The 15,531-nt window shown below is 63.9% G+C and carries 16 protein-coding genes and 1 pseudogene; 11 read left to right on the plus strand and 6 right to left on the minus strand.

Annotated elements, in window-relative coordinates:
* Window position 1 precedes the first annotated feature (1 nt).
* Together ASD99_RS15270 and ASD99_RS15275 are read left to right on the plus strand one after the other, a co-directional pair.
* Window positions 2–1,348: a M16 family metallopeptidase gene (locus ASD99_RS15270; RefSeq protein ID WP_244497760.1), complete on the plus strand. Its 1,347-nt coding sequence runs from the start codon at window positions 2–4 to the stop codon at window positions 1,346–1,348.
* Window positions 1,345–2,214 carry a patatin-like phospholipase family protein gene (locus tag ASD99_RS15275; protein WP_057144157.1) on the plus strand — a complete coding sequence of 290 codons (870 nt, stop codon included), beginning with the start codon at window positions 1,345–1,347 and terminating at the stop codon, window positions 2,212–2,214. Before ASD99_RS15270 ends, ASD99_RS15275 begins: the two co-directional genes overlap by 4 nt.
* Before the next feature lie 43 nt (window positions 2,215–2,257).
* On the opposite strand, the gene ASD99_RS15280 is transcribed toward ASD99_RS15275, so the two are convergent.
* Window positions 2,258–2,821 (minus strand): dihydrofolate reductase family protein, encoded by a 564-nt coding sequence (locus ASD99_RS15280; RefSeq protein WP_056593766.1) that lies wholly within the window; start codon window positions 2,819–2,821, stop codon window positions 2,258–2,260.
* A gap of 129 nt (window positions 2,822–2,950) precedes the next feature.
* Here ASD99_RS15280 and ASD99_RS15285 point away from each other — a divergent pair.
* A pseudogene (locus ASD99_RS15285) lies at window positions 2,951–3,181 on the plus strand (patatin-like phospholipase family protein); the annotation flags it as partial.
* A 203-nt stretch (window positions 3,182–3,384) separates the two neighbouring features.
* On the opposite strand, the gene ASD99_RS15290 reads toward ASD99_RS15285, so the two are convergent.
* The 3 genes from ASD99_RS15290 to efp form a co-directional block, all read right to left on the minus strand.
* Entirely contained in the window at window positions 3,385–5,130 is a 1,746-nt protein-coding gene (locus ASD99_RS15290) for an adenylate/guanylate cyclase domain-containing protein (protein WP_057144159.1), read from the minus strand.
* A gap of 159 nt (window positions 5,131–5,289) precedes the next feature.
* Complete coding sequence (locus ASD99_RS15295) at window positions 5,290–5,616, minus strand: DUF1294 domain-containing protein (RefSeq protein ID WP_056593777.1); 327 nt, start codon at window positions 5,614–5,616, stop codon at window positions 5,290–5,292.
* A 230-nt stretch (window positions 5,617–5,846) separates the two neighbouring features.
* Complete coding sequence (gene efp / locus ASD99_RS15300) at window positions 5,847–6,416, minus strand: elongation factor P (protein WP_013532351.1); 570 nt, start codon at window positions 6,414–6,416, stop codon at window positions 5,847–5,849.
* 117 nt (window positions 6,417–6,533) lie between these two features.
* On the opposite strand from efp, the gene epmA reads away from it, so the two are divergent.
* Together epmA and ASD99_RS15310 are read left to right on the plus strand one after the other, a co-directional pair.
* Entirely contained in the window at window positions 6,534–7,574 is a 1,041-nt protein-coding gene (gene epmA, locus ASD99_RS15305) for an EF-P lysine aminoacylase EpmA (protein WP_056593780.1), read from the plus strand.
* Window positions 7,575–7,698: 124 nt separating this feature from the next.
* Complete coding sequence (locus ASD99_RS15310) at window positions 7,699–8,949, plus strand: NAD(P)/FAD-dependent oxidoreductase (protein WP_057144199.1); 1,251 nt, start codon at window positions 7,699–7,701, stop codon at window positions 8,947–8,949.
* Window positions 8,950–8,971: 22 nt separating this feature from the next.
* On the opposite strand, the gene ASD99_RS15315 is transcribed toward ASD99_RS15310, so the two are convergent.
* Window positions 8,972–9,388 carry a VOC family protein gene (locus tag ASD99_RS15315; protein WP_057144160.1) on the minus strand — a complete coding sequence of 139 codons (417 nt, stop codon included), beginning with the start codon at window positions 9,386–9,388 and terminating at the stop codon, window positions 8,972–8,974.
* 167 nt (window positions 9,389–9,555) lie between these two features.
* On the opposite strand from ASD99_RS15315, the gene ASD99_RS15320 reads away from it, so the two are divergent.
* The 6 genes from ASD99_RS15320 to lpxK all read left to right on the plus strand — a co-directional run bounded on the left by ASD99_RS15320 (window position 9,556) and on the right by lpxK (window position 15,175).
* A complete protein-coding gene (locus ASD99_RS15320) occupies window positions 9,556–10,899 on the plus strand; it encodes a TldD/PmbA family protein (RefSeq protein ID WP_056594514.1) in 1,344 nt (447 codons plus the stop codon).
* The gene (locus tag ASD99_RS15325) at window positions 10,886–11,689 is read left to right on the plus strand and encodes a 3'(2'),5'-bisphosphate nucleotidase CysQ (RefSeq protein ID WP_057144161.1); all 804 of its coding nucleotides are present in this window, start codon (window positions 10,886–10,888) and stop codon (window positions 11,687–11,689) included. Before ASD99_RS15320 ends, ASD99_RS15325 begins: the two co-directional genes overlap by 14 nt.
* A gap of 103 nt (window positions 11,690–11,792) precedes the next feature.
* On the plus strand, window positions 11,793–12,038 hold the full coding sequence (locus ASD99_RS15330) for a DUF4170 domain-containing protein (RefSeq protein WP_056593794.1): 246 nt from the start codon (window positions 11,793–11,795) through the stop codon (window positions 12,036–12,038).
* A 5-nt stretch (window positions 12,039–12,043) separates the two neighbouring features.
* Entirely contained in the window at window positions 12,044–12,835 is a 792-nt protein-coding gene (locus ASD99_RS15335; RefSeq protein ID WP_056593798.1) for a lysophospholipid acyltransferase family protein, read from the plus strand.
* Complete coding sequence (gene waaA, locus ASD99_RS15340; protein ID WP_057144162.1) at window positions 12,832–14,148, plus strand: lipid IV(A) 3-deoxy-D-manno-octulosonic acid transferase; 1,317 nt, start codon at window positions 12,832–12,834, stop codon at window positions 14,146–14,148. The genes ASD99_RS15335 and waaA overlap by 4 nt, the downstream gene beginning before the upstream one ends.
* A gap of 1 nt (window position 14,149) precedes the next feature.
* Window positions 14,150–15,175, plus strand: coding sequence for a tetraacyldisaccharide 4'-kinase (gene lpxK / locus ASD99_RS15345; RefSeq protein ID WP_057144163.1), 1,026 nt, complete (start codon window positions 14,150–14,152; stop codon window positions 15,173–15,175).
* Between the two features lie 98 nt (window positions 15,176–15,273).
* Here the strand turns inward: lpxK and ASD99_RS15350 are convergent, their stop codons facing one another.
* Entirely contained in the window at window positions 15,274–15,507 is a 234-nt protein-coding gene (locus ASD99_RS15350) for a DUF2093 domain-containing protein (protein WP_056593808.1), read from the minus strand.
* Between the last annotated feature and the right edge of the window lie 24 nt (window positions 15,508–15,531).

Raw genomic sequence — 15,531 nt, forward strand, 5'->3', positions numbered from 1 at the left:
GATGATGAGCACGAACGCGATACGCGCACGCGCGCCTCTCGCAACCCTTTTCCTCTCCATTCTCTTCCTGATCCTGCCCGCACTCACCGCGCGTGCCATGGACATCCAGTCCGTCACCTCGCCAAAAGGCATTACCGCCTGGCTGGTCGAGGATTATTCCGTGCCGATCGTCGCCATCCGCTTCGTTTTCGGCGGCGGCTCGACGCAGGATCCGCCGGGCAAGGAGGGATTGGCCAATCTGATGACCGGCCTGTTCGACGAAGGCGCCGGTCCGCTCGACTCGGAAGGTTTTCAAATCAAGCTCGACGATGCCGGCGCCGAGATGAGCTTCGAGGAGAGTCGCGACGGCATCTACGGCTCGATGCGCATGCTGGCCGAGCAGCGTGACCAGGCGTTCGAGCTGTTGCGGCTGGCGGTCAACGAGCCGCGCTTCGACCAACTGCCCATCGACCGCATCCGCTCCCAGATACTGTCCGGCATCATCGCCGGCGAGAACGATCCCGACACGGTCGCGCAGAACAAATGGGCGCGCGCCCTTTATGGTGATCATCCCTATTCCCGTTCCGACCAGGGCACCAAGGAAAGCATCGCCACCATCACGCCGGATGACCTGAAAGCCTTTCACAAGGCGGTCTTCGCGCGCGGCGGCCTGCATGTCGCCGTGGTCGGCGCCATCGATCCCGAGACGCTGAAGAAGAAGCTCGACATGGTGTTCGGCGACCTGCCGCGGAACCAGGCGCTGAGGCCGGTGGCCGATATCGACCCGAAGCTGGCGCAGCATATCGAGGTCGATTACGACCTGCCGCAGACCTCGCTGCAGCTCGCCTTTCCCGGCGTGAAGCGCAAGGCGGCGGATTTCTTCCCCGCCGTGCTGATGAACGAGATTCTCGGCGGCGGCACCTTCACCTCGCGCCTGTTCCAGGAGGTGCGCGAAAAGCGCGGGCTGGCCTACAGCGTCAACTCCTCGCTGATCAACCAGGACCACGCCAATGCGCTGATCGTCAGCACCGGGACGCGGTCGGATCGGGCCGCCGAGACGCTGGGCATCGTCCGCGACGTGGTCAAGCAACTGGCCGAGCAAGGCCCGACCGAAGCGGAGTTGGCGGCGACCAAGAAATATCTGGTGGGCGCCTATGCCATCAACAATCTGGACTCGTCGAGTTCCATTGCCACGACGCTGGTCGAACTGCAACTCGACGATCTCGGCATCGACTACATGCAGCGCCGCGCCGGCTACATCAACGCGGTGACGCTCGACCAGGTCAAGGCGGCGGCGAAAAAGCTGCTGTCGGCCGAGCCGACCATCATGGTCATAGGACCGAAACTGGCCGGAGCAGGCAAGGGATGAGCCCGACCTTCGGCATCGCCTTCGGCGGCGGCGGCGCGCGCGGGCTGGCGCATATCCATGTCATCGAGGCGCTGGACGAACTGGGCATCAGGCCGGTGGCCATAGCCGGCTCGTCGATCGGCGCCATCATGGGCGCCGGCATGGCCGCCGGCATGACCGGCAAGGACATCCACGACTATGCCCGCTCGATCCTCGGCCGCCGCGCCGAAGTGGCGAGCCGCATGTGGCGGGCACGACCGGGCACGATCGCCGAGGCCATGCAGGGCGGCATCCGCGTCAGCCAATTCAATGTCGAGCGCATCCTCAAGGCCTTCCTGCCCGAGGCGATCCCCGAAACCTTCGCCGAGCTGAAAATCCCGCTCAAGGTGACGGCGACGGACTATTTCGGCCACAAGCTCGCCGTCTTCGATGACGGCGACCTGCACTCCGCGCTTGCGGCGTCGGCGGCCATACCCGCCGTGTTCCGCCCGGTGACCCGCGACGGCAGGCTTCTGATCGATGGCGGCATCTACAACCCCGTGCCGTTCGACTTGATCGAAAACGATGCCGACATCATCATCGGCGTCGACGTGGTCGGCGCGCCGGAAGAGGCCGACCGCAAACATCCGACCTCCGTCGACCTGATGTTCGGCGCCACACAGCTGATGATGCAGTCGATCATCGCCAACAAGCTGAAGCAGTGCCGCCCCGACATCCTGGTCCGACCGGCGGTGTCGAGATACCGCGTCCTCGATTTCCTGAAGATCGACGCCCTGATGAGCGAGACGGCTGACATCAAGGACGAGCTGAAGCGGCAGGTGGAGAAGGCGGTGGAGGCGCGGAATAGCGCCGCCATCAAGGGGAGGCGGGGGAAGAAGGCCGGGTAAGGGGCGGGCGCGACGTCGGATTGACCAGGGTCGAGCGCTGTTATCATACAAGCCTGAAAGCCGACTTCGACTTCGTCGCCACCGACGCATACTCCAGCGCCACAACGCCGTTGCTGAACGGCTTGGCAGAAATCAGTTCGAACGGCAGCGACTCGCCGACTGGGAACAGCGGCTTGCCCTGGCCGACGGCGCCGGGATAGCTGAGCAGCCTGACGCAGTCGACCAAGCCATGGCGCAGCAATTCCTGCGCGACGCTGAGGCTGCCATGCACATAGATGTTGCCGCCGCTGGTTTGCTTCAGCGTCCTGACCGCTTCCGGCAGCGGTCCCTTCAGCAATTCGGCTGGCTTCCAGCCGAGCGCCTTCAGGCTGGTCGAGGCGACATATTTCGGCAGCGCGTTGAGCCGGTCGGCAAAATCTCCGGTTTCCGTGGGCCAGGAGCCGGCAAAGATCTCATAGGTCGTGCGACCCAAAAGCATGGCGCCGCTATCGGCAAGCTCGTCTTCCTTGAACCTGTTCATCTCGTCGTTCCAGGTCACGCTGGGCAGCTTCTCGACCTCGGCAATGCCATCGACGCTGATGAATTCGGTGACGATAAGTTTTCGCATGGCGCTCTCCTTCTTCTGTCAGAGGACGGCCTGCGCAGGCCCTTTGCGACACGCTTCATGAAATATATCGCTGCGCCTTGTCGTTTTCGGTTAATGCCCGAGACACGCATTGACCTCAGCCGGCCCGACGGCGCCACGCAATTGACGGTTCAGTCGATCATCGCCAACAAGCTGAAGCAGTGCCGCCCCGACATCCTGGTCCTCCCGGCGGTGTCGAAATACCGCGTGCTCGATTTCCTGAAGATCGATGCTTTGATGAACGATACGGCTGACATCAAGGACGAGTTGAAGCGGCAGGTGGAGAAGGTGCTGGAGGCACGGGGCGGGAAGGGGAAGCGAGGGAAGCGGGTTGGCGCGTGAGGGTGGTGGCGTGCCGCTGAGGCGTGACGCCTACTCTGCTTGCCGAACTGGCTTAAGCGAGCAAAAGGCGACCCACGGAACGGTCGCATTTGACCCGATGCGGATAAAGGTGAGTTCGCGGCCGAATGGCAGCTAAGCGCCTGATGCGGGTCGTTGATAGACCATAGACGTATCTATAAAAGCGGACATCCGCCTGATCATCGTCAATCCGAAATGCCTGCCTTTCGCAGCCCGTCGAGCCAGTGCTCTATATCTTCCTGCCGACGATATGGAGAGTCGCGCTTGTAATCAGACAGAGTGAAACCTGGCTTCTGTTCAAGGCATCTGCCCCAGGCCAAGCTTGCCTCTTCGGCGCGTCCTAGCTGACCCAAACACGCAGCCAGATTGGCGAACCCCCGATCATAGCTGTTGTTATCCCAGCGGCGGAACGACAGCAGTGACGCCTCATAGTCGCCGAGAAGATAATGTGTAAATGCGAGCAACTCGTGGATATCGCGGTCTTCTAGTGGATTGAGACGTCGCAGCCGCTCGCCTATTTCGCGGGCCTTATCGAGTTGACCACCCCAAAGGGAGATGTAGCCAACCCAATTGAGTGCCATCGCATTTGTGGGTCCGAGCACGAGCGCGCGTTGCCCATAGGTCTCAGCGGTCTCGAAGTCGCCTTTCCATGCATGTAGAGCGGCAAGAACCGCCTCTGCGAGTCCGCTGGCATCGCCGAGTTCAATCGCCCGCAAGGCCGACCGCATCGCCAACTCCTTCAGACCTGCGTCAGCCCTGAAGGCAGAGAGCGTCGCGTAGGCGTCCGCGAGGCAGGCATTCGCCCGTGCTGAATCGGGCTCCGAGCCAAGAGCCGATTTAAAGAACTCGATAGCAGCGACGGTGTCATTTTCTGTAAAACGGTGCTTAGCTTCGATTCCGCGCAAGAATGCGTCATAGGCACCAAGGCTCGTTTTCGTCTGTCGGGTCCGGGCGATCTCCGCAGCTCCAACCTTTCCGACCAACGCCCAGGCGATCTGTTCTGTGACCTCGTCTTGCACGGTGAAGAGGTCGTCGATGCTTCGATCATAACGCTCGGCCCAGACGTGATTGCCGGATGATGCTTCTATCAGCTGCGCCGTGATCCTTACGCGTGCCCCAGCCTTCCGAACGCTTCCCTCGACGACGTACCGTACCCCGAGCTTCCTTCCCACCTCGGTAGTGTTTACGGACTTCCCTTTGAAAACGAATGAGGAATTGCGAGCGATCACGAACAGGCTTTGGCTACGGCTAAGTTCCGTGATTAGGTCCTCGGTTATTCCGTCCGAGAAATATTCCTGTTCAGGATCCGCCGACATATTAGCGAACGGGAGCACGGCTACCGACGGCTTGAACGGGAGCGGCAAATCCTTCGCTGAGGCGATAGCGACCGAAGCTTCTTGTCCCCGCTCTCCCGTTTCGACCCGGTAGGCACGAACCGCCTCAGCTATGTTCTTCATCGTATGATCGCCGAGATCGACGAGTTCGTAAGCAAGCTTTCCTTTCACGTGCTCGTAAACACTGCTGCCAATGACGACGCCTCCGGCCTCGCTGACTTTTTCCAGCCTGGCTGCGACGTTTACGCAGTCACCGTAGATGGTCGTATCATCGAGGATAACCTCGCCGGCGTTGACACCCATTCTAAAGGCCATGCGCCTTTCTTCGGGAAGGTCATCATTGCGTGCCGCTATCCGTACTTGAGTCTCGACCGCACACTGCAACGCATCGACAGCGCTGGGAAACTCGATCAGCAAGCTGTCACCCGCCGTGCCGACCAGCCGACCATTGAATTGCGCAATCTTCGGATCGATCACCTCGGCGCGCAGTGTCTTTAGGTGCAAAAGGGTTCCGGCCTCGTCGGCGCCCATCAGACGCGAGTATCCGACAACGTCCGCAGCTAGGACCGCCACGAGTTTCCGTTCCGGCCGCGCCACTCTCCCTCCTGGACCGCAAAGAGTTCACATCGCTTTGCAGTGAGCGTAGCACTCGCGTCTAGGCGCAACTAGCCACCAGAGAACGTCTCTTTGCGTCCGTCCCCTTATCGTTCTTTCCATGCCAAGAGCCGACATTCCGCTCGCGGCCCAGAATTCGCCTCAGAATGCGAGGAATTGCGAGAGCGTTTCGGGCGATCCCGGAAAGAGCAATCCCACTTCAATCGCGATTACCGCGAGGACTTGGAGCAGGAGGATGCGAGCGAGCCTGGAGCGGAACGGCTCCTTGCGCGTCTTGTGCCGGATCGTTTTTTGCGCGATCGCAGTCCCGATGCTACCGCCAATGATGGCGAGTGTAAGAAGCGTCGACTCTGGAATGCGTTGGGAACCGTTCTTGGCCATAGCCTTATCGAACGCCATGGTGGCGTATGCCAGCAAGTTTACCGCGAAAACGTAGGCGATGACCCCGACTGCAAACTGCCCCGGCATGCGCTCCTCCACCTTCGAGCCAGTATAACCTAAGCCCGTTAAACCAACGGATGGCAACGGGTCCATCTAAATGGGCTATCTGAAACGTCGTCATGGTGGACCCGAAGGGCGACTTTCGCCAATCGGAACGCAAAAGCCGACCGATCCGCTCCCGGCCCCTTCGATCCCTTGTCCCTAAGGGTCGCTCGCTGAGGAATAGCCGCCTTCGCCCTGAAGCTAAAAGCCGCCCCTCAGTCCTTCGCCCGCTCTACATAAGCCCCGTCCGCCGTCATCACCACCACGCGGGTGCCCGGCGCGATGTGCGGAGGCACAAGCGTGCGCACGCCGTTGGACAGCACGGCCGGCTTGTAGGAGGACGAGGCCGTCTGGCCCTTGGTCGTCGGCTCGGTTTCCACCACTTCGAAGGTGGCGCGCTGCGGCAGCACCAGGGAGATGGCGATGCCGTTGAACTGCGACACCTGCACGGCCATACCTTCCAGGAGGTAAGGCGCCATGTCGCCGACCACGGCTTCCGACACCGCGACCTGGTCGTAAGTCTCCGGGTTCATGAAATGAAAGCCTTCGCCGTCGCGATAGAGGAAGGTGTGCTCGCGCTCTTCCACATAGGCGCGCTCCACCTGCTCGGTCGTGCGGTAGCGCTCCGAAACCTTCACCCCGTCGCCGATGCGGCGCATGTCGAGCTGCGTTACCGGCGTGCCCTTGCCTGGGTGGATGTTTTCGGCAAAGAGGATCACATAAAGCTTGCCGTCCTTGTCGACGACGTTGCCTTTGCGGAGCGAACTGGCGATGACTTTCACCACGGTTTTAAATCCTGCAAGAAGAGTTGACTGGCGTTTGCCGGCTAGTGCGGCGCTGGATGGGGGCCTACCGCATCTTGGCCGCCGCCGCCAGCCCCATTCCACCATGATCTGGGCCCCATGAGAGAAGCTTCGCCCTGGTGGACGCCGCATGTCCATGCCGACCGCCGCCCGCGACTGATGCTGCGCAACGGCATCGCCGCCGGCCTGCGCGGCTGGTTCGCCAGCCATCATTTCGTCGAGGTGGAAACGGCCGCCTTGCAGGTCTCGCCCGGCAACGAGGCGCATCTGGCGGCTTTCGCGACGGAAGTGGTTGGGCCGGACGGCGCGCGGTCGCCACTCTATCTCCACACCTCGCCGGAATTCGCCTGCAAGAAGCTGCTCGCCGCCGGTGAAACCAGGATTTTCAGCCTCGGTCCGGTCTACCGCAACCGTGAGCGCGGCCCCTTGCATCATCCCGAATTCACCATGCTCGAATGGTACCGGGTGGGCGAGGCCTATGAGAGCCTGATGCTGGATTGCGCCGCCTTTCTGGCGCTGGCCGCGACGAGGGCAGGGGCGACGTGCTTTTCCTTCCGGGGCCGCGACTGCGATCCGTTTGCTGAGCCGGAACGGCTGACGGTGGCGGATGCCTTCACCCACTATTCCGGCATCGACCTGCTGGCCACGGTCGCCGCCGACGGCAGCACCGACCGCGATGCGCTGTATGCCGCGTTGACCCGCGCCGGCTTGCGCACCGCGCCCGACGACAGCTGGGCCGACCTGTTCAGCCGGGTTATGGTGGAAAAGGTCGAACCGTTCCTCGGGCAAAGGCGGGCGACGATCCTGTGCGAATATCCACTGGCCGAGGCGGCACTGGCGCGGCCGAGCCCGCGCGACCCGCGCGTCGCCGAGCGTTTCGAGCTCTATTGCTGCGGTGTCGAGCTCGCCAACGGTTTTGGCGAACTGACCGACGCCGAGGAGCAGCGCCGGCGCTTTGTCCTCGAGATGGACGAGAAACAGCGCATCTATGGCGAGCGCTATCCCCTCGACGAGGATTTTCTCGCCGCCCTTGCCATCATGCCGCCGGCCAGCGGCATCGCGCTCGGCTTCGACCGCCTGGTGATGCTGGCGACCGGCGCGCAGAAAATCGAGGACGTCATCTGGACGCCTGTCGCCTGAAGGCGAGAAAGTCTGGCCTATTCGATTCCGGGGATCAACACTGGACCGTGACCCCGAACCAAGCGACCACATGAGCGGCACGCGGGCCCGAGAGCAGCTCACGGTCAAACAGGAAGATCCAACAGTGGCAGTTTCAGAAACCGTCGAAATCGCCATTGTCGGCGCCGGTGTTGTCGGGCTGGCGACGGCGCTCCGCCTTGCCGCGGACGGTCGCGAAGTGCTGCTCATCGACCCCAATGAGCCGGGCTCCGGCGCCTCGTTCGGCAATGCCGGAACGGTCGCCGAATACGCCTGCATGCCGGTCGGCACTCCTTCCGTGCTGCGCGCGTTGCCAAAGCTGCTGCTCGATCCCGACAGCCCGTTTTCGCTGCGCTGGCCGGCGTTGCTGCAACTGGCGCCATGGCTGGTCCGGTTCATGCGGCAATCGCTGCCGGCGGCGACACGGGCCAATGCGCTGGCGCTTGCCGGACTGCTGGCCGACGCCTTGCCGGCCTGGGAGGACATGGCTGGGGAAGCCGGCCTGGAAGATTTGCTACGCCGCAATGGCTGTCTTTACCTCTATCGCCGCGAAAGCGATTTTGCCGCCTCCGCTGGCGGCCGGGCGATGCGCGCCGGATTCGGCGTTCATCAGGAGATCCTGACGCCGCAGGAGGTGGCCGCACTTGAGCCCGGCTTGCCGGCGACTGCAACGCATGGCTTGTTTTTTCCGGACTCGATCAACGTGACCGATCCGGCAACGGTGATGCGGCGACTGCTCGGTGCCGCGGCCGGCCGTGGCGCCTCGGTGAGGCAAGCGGCAATCACCGGGTTGCAGGTCGAGACCGGCGCTGTCCGGCTTAGCGGCCAGGGCTTCAGCATCAAGGCGGGCACGGTGGTGATTGCCGCCGGTGCACGGTCGCGCGCACTGGCCGCGCAGGCCGGCGACAGGATCCCGCTCGAGACCGAGCGCGGCTATCACCTGGAATTCCGGACTGACGCTCCGCTGCTGACACGGCCGGTCTGTCCCGTCGATCTCGGTTTCTACATGACGCCGATGGCCGGCCGGTTGCGGGTCGCCGGCACCGTCGAACTCGGTGGGCTTGCCGCGCCGCCAAATCCGCGCCGGCTGGCGCTGCTCGACCGCGGCGTCAGGCAAATCTTTCCCAAGCTAGGCTCACCTTCATCCGAATGGCTTGGCTTCCGGCCCTCCCTGCCGGATTCCAGACCGGTCATCGGCCCTTCGCGCGGCAATTCCCGAGTGATCCACGCTTTTGGTCATGGCCATCTTGGCCTGACGCTTGCTCCGATCACGGCGCGGCTGGTCGCAGACCTGATCGCCGGACGCGGCGATCCCGCGCGCCTCGCACCCTTTGCGGCGGATCGTTTCGGTCGTTGACCGACCGGTGCCTGCGCCCGAGTTAGTGCGCGAAAACCTGCTCCAGAGAGCGAAAACCCTTGAATTCCAAGGCATTGCCCGAGGGGTCGCGGATGAACAATGTCGCCTGCTCGCCAGACTCGCCCTTGAAGCGGACCATCGGCCGTTCCAGCCAGTCGATGTCGTCGCGCGCCTCTAGCCGCGTCGCCAGGCGCTGCCAGTCGTCCATCAAGAGCACGGCGCCGAAATGCGGGATCGGCACGGTGATGCCGTCGACCTTGCCGTCTCGGGTGGCCTGTGCGGCCTGCGGCCGCAGATGCGCCGACATCTGGTGGCCGAACAGGTCGAAGTCCACCCAGGTCGTCGACGAGCGGCCGATCGCGCAGCCCAGCACCTCGCCATAGAAAACGCGGGTTTCATCGAGATCACGGACGGGAAAGGCGAGATGGAAGGGCGTCATCGAAAAATGCTCCGAGCAGGCTGGGGACCGATTTTACGTCACAGGGTTCGCGATTTGAACCGTCGCCCCGCATTTTGATTGAAGCCTATGCCATTGCACAAGCCGGACCGGAACAATAGATGGGTGGGCAACGGCCAGACGCCGGCCGCACCAGCAGGATTTCAGGCATGACCGATATATCAGACGCAGCAAAATTGACCGACCGCGTCGCGGCTCTGGTCGAGGCTGCCAGGAAGGCGGGCGCCGATGCCGCCGACGCGGTGGCCGTGCGCGGCCGCTCGACCGGGGTGTCGGTGCGTCTCGGCAAGGTCGAGGGTACCGAATCGTCCGAGAGCGAGGATGTCGCGCTGCGCGTCTTTATCGGCGGTCGGGTGGCGAGTGTCTCGGCGACGGCAGCGTCCGACCCGAAAACACTGGCCGAACGCGCCGTGGCGATGGCGAAGGTGTCACCCCAGGATCCCTATCAGGGGCTGGCCGACCCAGCACTGCTCGCCAAACAGACACGCGATCTCGACCTGTTCGACGCCACCGAAGTGTCGGCCGACCAGTTGAAGGAGGCTGCCCTCGCGGCGGAAGCGGCGGCCCTTGCCGTCAAGGGCGTGACCAATTCGGCCGGCGCCAGCGCCGGTGCCGGTCTTGGCGGCCTGGTGCTGGCCACCTCGCACGGCTTCCTCGGCCACTATGTCGGCTCGCGTTTTTCGCGCTCGGCCAGCGTCATCGCCGGCGAGGGCACGGGCATGGAGCGCGACTATGAATTCTCCTCGCGCCAGCATTTTGCCGATCTCGATGCGCCCGAAGACATCGGCCGCAAGGCCGGCGAGCGCGCCGTGCGGCGCATTGGCGCGCGTCAGGCGGCGACCGGGCCGGTCGACGTGGTGTTCGACCCGCGCGTCGCGCGTGGCATCGCCGGCCATCTGGCAGGCGCCATCAACGGTGCCTCGGTCGCGCGCAAGACCTCGTTCCTGCGCGACATGATGGGCAAGCAGGTGGCCGCATCCGCCATCACCATCACGGACGAGCCGCTCAGGCGGCGCGGCCAGGCCTCGCGTCCGTTCGACGGCGAAGGCGTCGAGGGCGAAAAGCTGTTCATGGTCGAGAAGGGCGTGCTCAACCACTGGTTCCTGTCGACCTCGGCCGCGCGCGAGCTTGGTCTGACCACCAATGGGCGCGGCGCGCGCGGTGGCTCTTCCGTGACGCCATCCTCCACCAATCTCGCCATCGAGCCTGGCGAGCGGTCGCCGGAAGAACTGATCAAATCGCTCAAGACCGGCTTCTACGTCACCGAGGTGTTCGGCCAGGGCGTCGACATGGTCACTGGTGAATACAGCCGTGGCGCCTCGGGCTTCTGGATCGAGAATGGCGAGTTGGCCTATCCGGTCGCCGAGGTCACCATCGCCTCGAACCTGAAGACCATGTTCCTCAACATGGTGCCGGCTGATGATCTCGACCGCAATTTCGGTACCGCGGCCCCGACGCTCCTGATCGAAGGCATGACCCTTGCCGGAGCATGACCTGACCACTGTCGGGGCCACCGAAGACTTGCCGCTGCTGCGCGATGCCGCCCGCGAGGCGGGGGTCATCGCCATGCGTTACTTCGGCAACAAACCGCAAGTCTGGATGAAGGGCGGCACATCGCCGGTCAGCGAGGCAGACCATGCCGCCGACGCTTATCTGCGCGAAACGCTGCTGGCGGCACGGCCCGATTATGGTTGGCTGTCGGAAGAAACAGTCGACGATCCGGTTCGGCTTTCGGCAGGCCGCACCTTCGTCGTCGACCCGATCGACGGCACGCGCGGTTTCCTGGAAGGCCTGCGCACCTGGTGCGTCAGCGTTGCCGTCGTCGAGCAGGGCCGCACGCTGGCCGGCGTGCTGGAATGCCCAGCGATGGAAGAGACCTATTGGGCGCTGCCCGGCCAGGGCGCCTTCCGCAACGGCAAGCGCATTGCCGTGCGCAAGCTGGCGGATACGGCCGAGATTTCCGGACTGAAGCAGCTGACCGACCTGATGCCGCCCGAATGGCAGGCGCGGCTGAAGCGGGCCCCCTACAGCCCTTCGCTCGCCTATCGGTTGGCCATGATTGCCAATGGCGCGCTGGATGCCACTTTCGTCAAACCGAACGCGCATGACTGGGACATTGCGGCGGCCGATCTCATCTTGCGCGAGGCCGGCGGCCAGTTGCTCGACCAGCATGGCCGCGCCCCACTCTATGCCGGCGAGGTGACCCGTCATGGCGCGCTCGCCGCCGGCAGCGGTGAATTGCTGGCCGTGCTCGCCGGCGTCATCGCCGGACTGGATGCGTGAAAGCGTTTTCCAGAGCGAGATGAATTCATCTCGCTCTGAAGGTTCCAAAGTCGGCGGCTTTGGTCTAGACCTGTCACAAACTCACGATATGTGAAGGACCGACATGGCCGCGGAAGACGGAAAAAAACAGCTTTTGCATCTGGTGTTCGGTGGCGAACTGAAGAAGCTCGGCGGCACCGATTTCCGCGATCTCGACGGGCTCGACATCGTCGGCATCTATCCGGACTATCAATCCGCGCACACAGCGTGGAAAGCCAAGGCACAAGCCAGCGTGGACAATGCCCACATGCGTTATTTCGTCGTCCATCTGCACCGGCTGCTGGACCCCGACAACAAGGCTGCCGGTTGACTTCGATGGAGCATGATCTGGCGAAAGGGCCAGCGAGCAACGCCGAGCCCACGGGCAGGGGACGCAGCCGCACGACCAAGGCCTTCTGGCGCAAGATTCGCGAACCGCTGGCGCAGTCGCGATTCGTCAAGAACGCCATCGCCAGCCTGTTCGCTCAGTTCGTCCGGTTCGTACGCCTCACCAATCGCGTCGTCGAGGGATCGGCGCGGTTTTCGGGCCGGGCCTATGCCGAGTTCGAGCCCGGCATCATCGCCCTGTGGCACGGCCAGCATCTGCTGACGCCAGCCTACTACCCCAAGCGTAAGCCGCTGGTCGCCATGGTCTCACGCAGCGCCGATGCCGAGCTCAACGCGTTGATGTTGGAGAAATTCGGCATCGAGGCGGTGCGTGGTTCGGGCGGACGTGAAAATGCCAGGCATCTCGACAAGGGCGGGGCAAAAGCACTTATCGCCCTGAAAAAGTCGCTCAGTGCAGGCAAGAACGTCGCCATGATAGCAGACATTCCGCACGGTACGCCGCGAGACGCAGGGCTTGGCATCGTTCTCCTGGCGCGCCTCTCGGGTCGGCCGCTTGTGCCTGTCGCCATCACCACCAGCCGCCGCAAGGTGCTGGAGAAGAGCTGGGATAAGACCACCATCAACCTGCCATTCGGCCGCTCGTCGATCGTCATCGGCCCGCCGATCTTCGTGGCCGCCGGCGCCGATGACGCCGAAATGGAGCGTAAGCGTCAGGAAGTGACGGTCGCGCTCAATGCCGCGACCGCCGAGGCCTACCGTCTCGTGGATGCTCCGCGATGAGCGGTCACTGGGCGCGAGTCATGCTGTCGGCATACCGTTTCGCCGGCGCCGCTGCCTATCCGCTGGTCGGACCCTATGTCGCCTGGCGCACCTCGCAGGGCAAGGAGGACCGCAACCGCCGCCGCGAGCGCTATGGTGTCGCCGGCCGCGCGCGTCCCGACGGGCCGGTGATCTGGATCCATGCCGCGAGCGTCGGTGAGACCATTGCCGTCGTGCCGCTGGTCGAAAGCATTCTCGACTATGGCGTCAACATCGTGCTGACGACCGGAACGGTCACCTCGGCGCAGGTTGCCGACGAGCGGCTCGGTGATCGCATCATCCACCAGTATGTGCCGCTCGACCTTAAGCCGGCGGTCAGCCGGTTTCTCGATCACTGGCAGCCGGATCTGGCGATCATCGCCGAATCCGAGATCTGGCCGATGACCATCCTCGAGCTCGGCGCGCGCCGCGTGCCGCAGGTGCTGGTCAACGGCAGGCTGTCCGACCGCTCGTTCAAGTCGTGGAAGAAACGAGCCAATATCGCCGAGGCGTTGTTCGAGAACCTGGCTCATGTGGTGGCGCAGTCTGATGTCGATGGCGAGCGGTTTCTCGCTCTCGGCGCGCGGCCGGTTACGGTGTCGGGCAACCTCAAGGTCGACACGTCGCCGCCGCCTGTCGACGAACGGGTGCTGGCGACGCTGCGGCGGCAGATCGGCGCGCGCCCGACCTGGGCGGCGATATCGACCCATGACGGCGAGGAGGTGGTCGCCGCCGAGGTCCACGCGACACTGCACAAGCGTCACCACGGTCTTCTGACGATCGTCGTTCCACGCCACCCCGATCGCGCCGAGGTCCTGGCGGCACAGATTTCCGGCATGGGCCTGAAGGTCGCGCGGCGCAGCAAGGGCGACAGGATCACTGCCGACACCGACATATTGCTCGGCGACACGATCGGCGAGATGGGGCTCTATCTCAGGCTGACGGAAATCGCCTTCGTCGGCCGCTCGCTGACCTCCGAGGGTGGCCAGAACCCGCTGGAGCCGGCCATGCTCGACACAGCGGTTCTCGCCGGGCGCAATGTGCAGAATTTTCGCGAGGCCTACCAGCGTCTGCTCGACAGTGGCGGCGCCAAGCTGGTGCGCGATCGCGACATGCTGGCCGGCGCCGTCAATTTCCTCCTGACCAACGAAGTGGCGCGCCACGAGATGATGGCGGCGGGCGTTGCGACCGTCGACGAGATGCGCGGTGCGCTGGCGCGCACGCTGAAATCCCTTGAACCCTACATCCAGCCGCTGGTCGTCAAGTCGCGCCTGAAGGGCGCGAACGGGCGCTAGCGTGGCCTCCGAAGCACCACCATTCTGGTGGGAAGAGCCGGACTGGCGGGTCCTGGCGCTGTCGCCGCTGTCGGCCATCTACGGGGCCGCCGCCGGCCGCGGCATGCGGCGAGCCAAGCGCGAGAAGATCGAGGCACCGGTTCTGTGCATCGGCAATTTCACCGTTGGCGGCACCGGCAAGACCCCCGTGGCCATCGCGCTCGCCGAAAAGGCCAAGCGCATGCATCTGAAACCCGGCTTCCTGTCGCGCGGCCATGGCGGCTCCTTCGCCGAGCCGCATGTCGTTGATATCGATCACGACAGCGCCAGGCATGTCGGCGACGAGCCGCTGCTGCTGGCCGAACACGCGCCGGTGGCGGTGACGCCGAACCGCGCCGCCGGCGCCCGGCTGCTGCTCGAAAAGCATGGCTGCGATTTCCTGATCATGGACGATGGGTTCCAGAGCGCCCGCATCCACATCGACTACGCGCTGGTCGTCGTCGATGCGCGCTACGGGATCGGCAATGGCCGTGTCATCCCGGGCGGTCCGCTCCGGGCCAGGGTCGTCGACCAACTGGTCTTCACCAGCGGGCTGTTGAAGATGGGCGAGGGCACCGCAGCCGACGCCGTGGTCCGCCAGGCGGCACGCGCCGGCCGGCCGATCTTCGAAGCCCACACCGAGCCGAACGGTAAGGCAAGGCTTGCCGGCAAGCGGTTCCTGGCCTTCGCCGGTATCGGCCATCCCGAGAAATTCTTCGACACGGTCCGCGAGGCCGGCGGCGAACTGGCGTTGACGCGGCCGTTTCCGGACCATCATTTCTATGCAGAGGACGAACTTGCAGAGCTGGCGGCGACCGCACGCGCCGAGGGGCTCGGCCTCATCACCACCGCCAAGGATGCCGCCCGGCTGCGCCATGGCGCCTCACAGGACTTTGTCGACCGGCTCGAGGTGCTGGAGATCGACACGGTTTTCGAACTCGACAATGTTCCCGAGCGCATCATCGACGAAACGCTCGATGCTTGGCGCCAGCGCAAGCTGAAGGGCTAAAGCAATTTCAGGAAAAGCGTGGAACGGTTTTCCGTCCGGAATTGCGTCAAAACAAAGAGCTAGAGCGGTTCGCCGTTTCCGTGAAACGGTGAACCGCTCTAGCCGCGCTTACGCAATTCCGGATGCACCTCGATTTCGCGGCGCAGTGAGACAGTAGCGTTGATGTAGGGCTCTTGCCTCGCGACACTCCAGTATTTCAACTCATCGAGCGGAATGCTTTCGCCTGTCACCGCGCAGCGCACGAATGCGCCGGGGCTGGTAACCTGGAAGTCGCCATCGAGATAGCGGATGCGGGCTTCCTTGCCGCCGGGGCCTTCGAAACGGTTCATCATGCAGGGACGCCGAGGTTCATGGGG

Origin of the sequence: Mesorhizobium sp. Root695 (assembly GCF_001428185.1) — a bacterium.
Classification (GTDB): domain Bacteria; phylum Pseudomonadota; class Alphaproteobacteria; order Rhizobiales; family Rhizobiaceae; genus Mesorhizobium.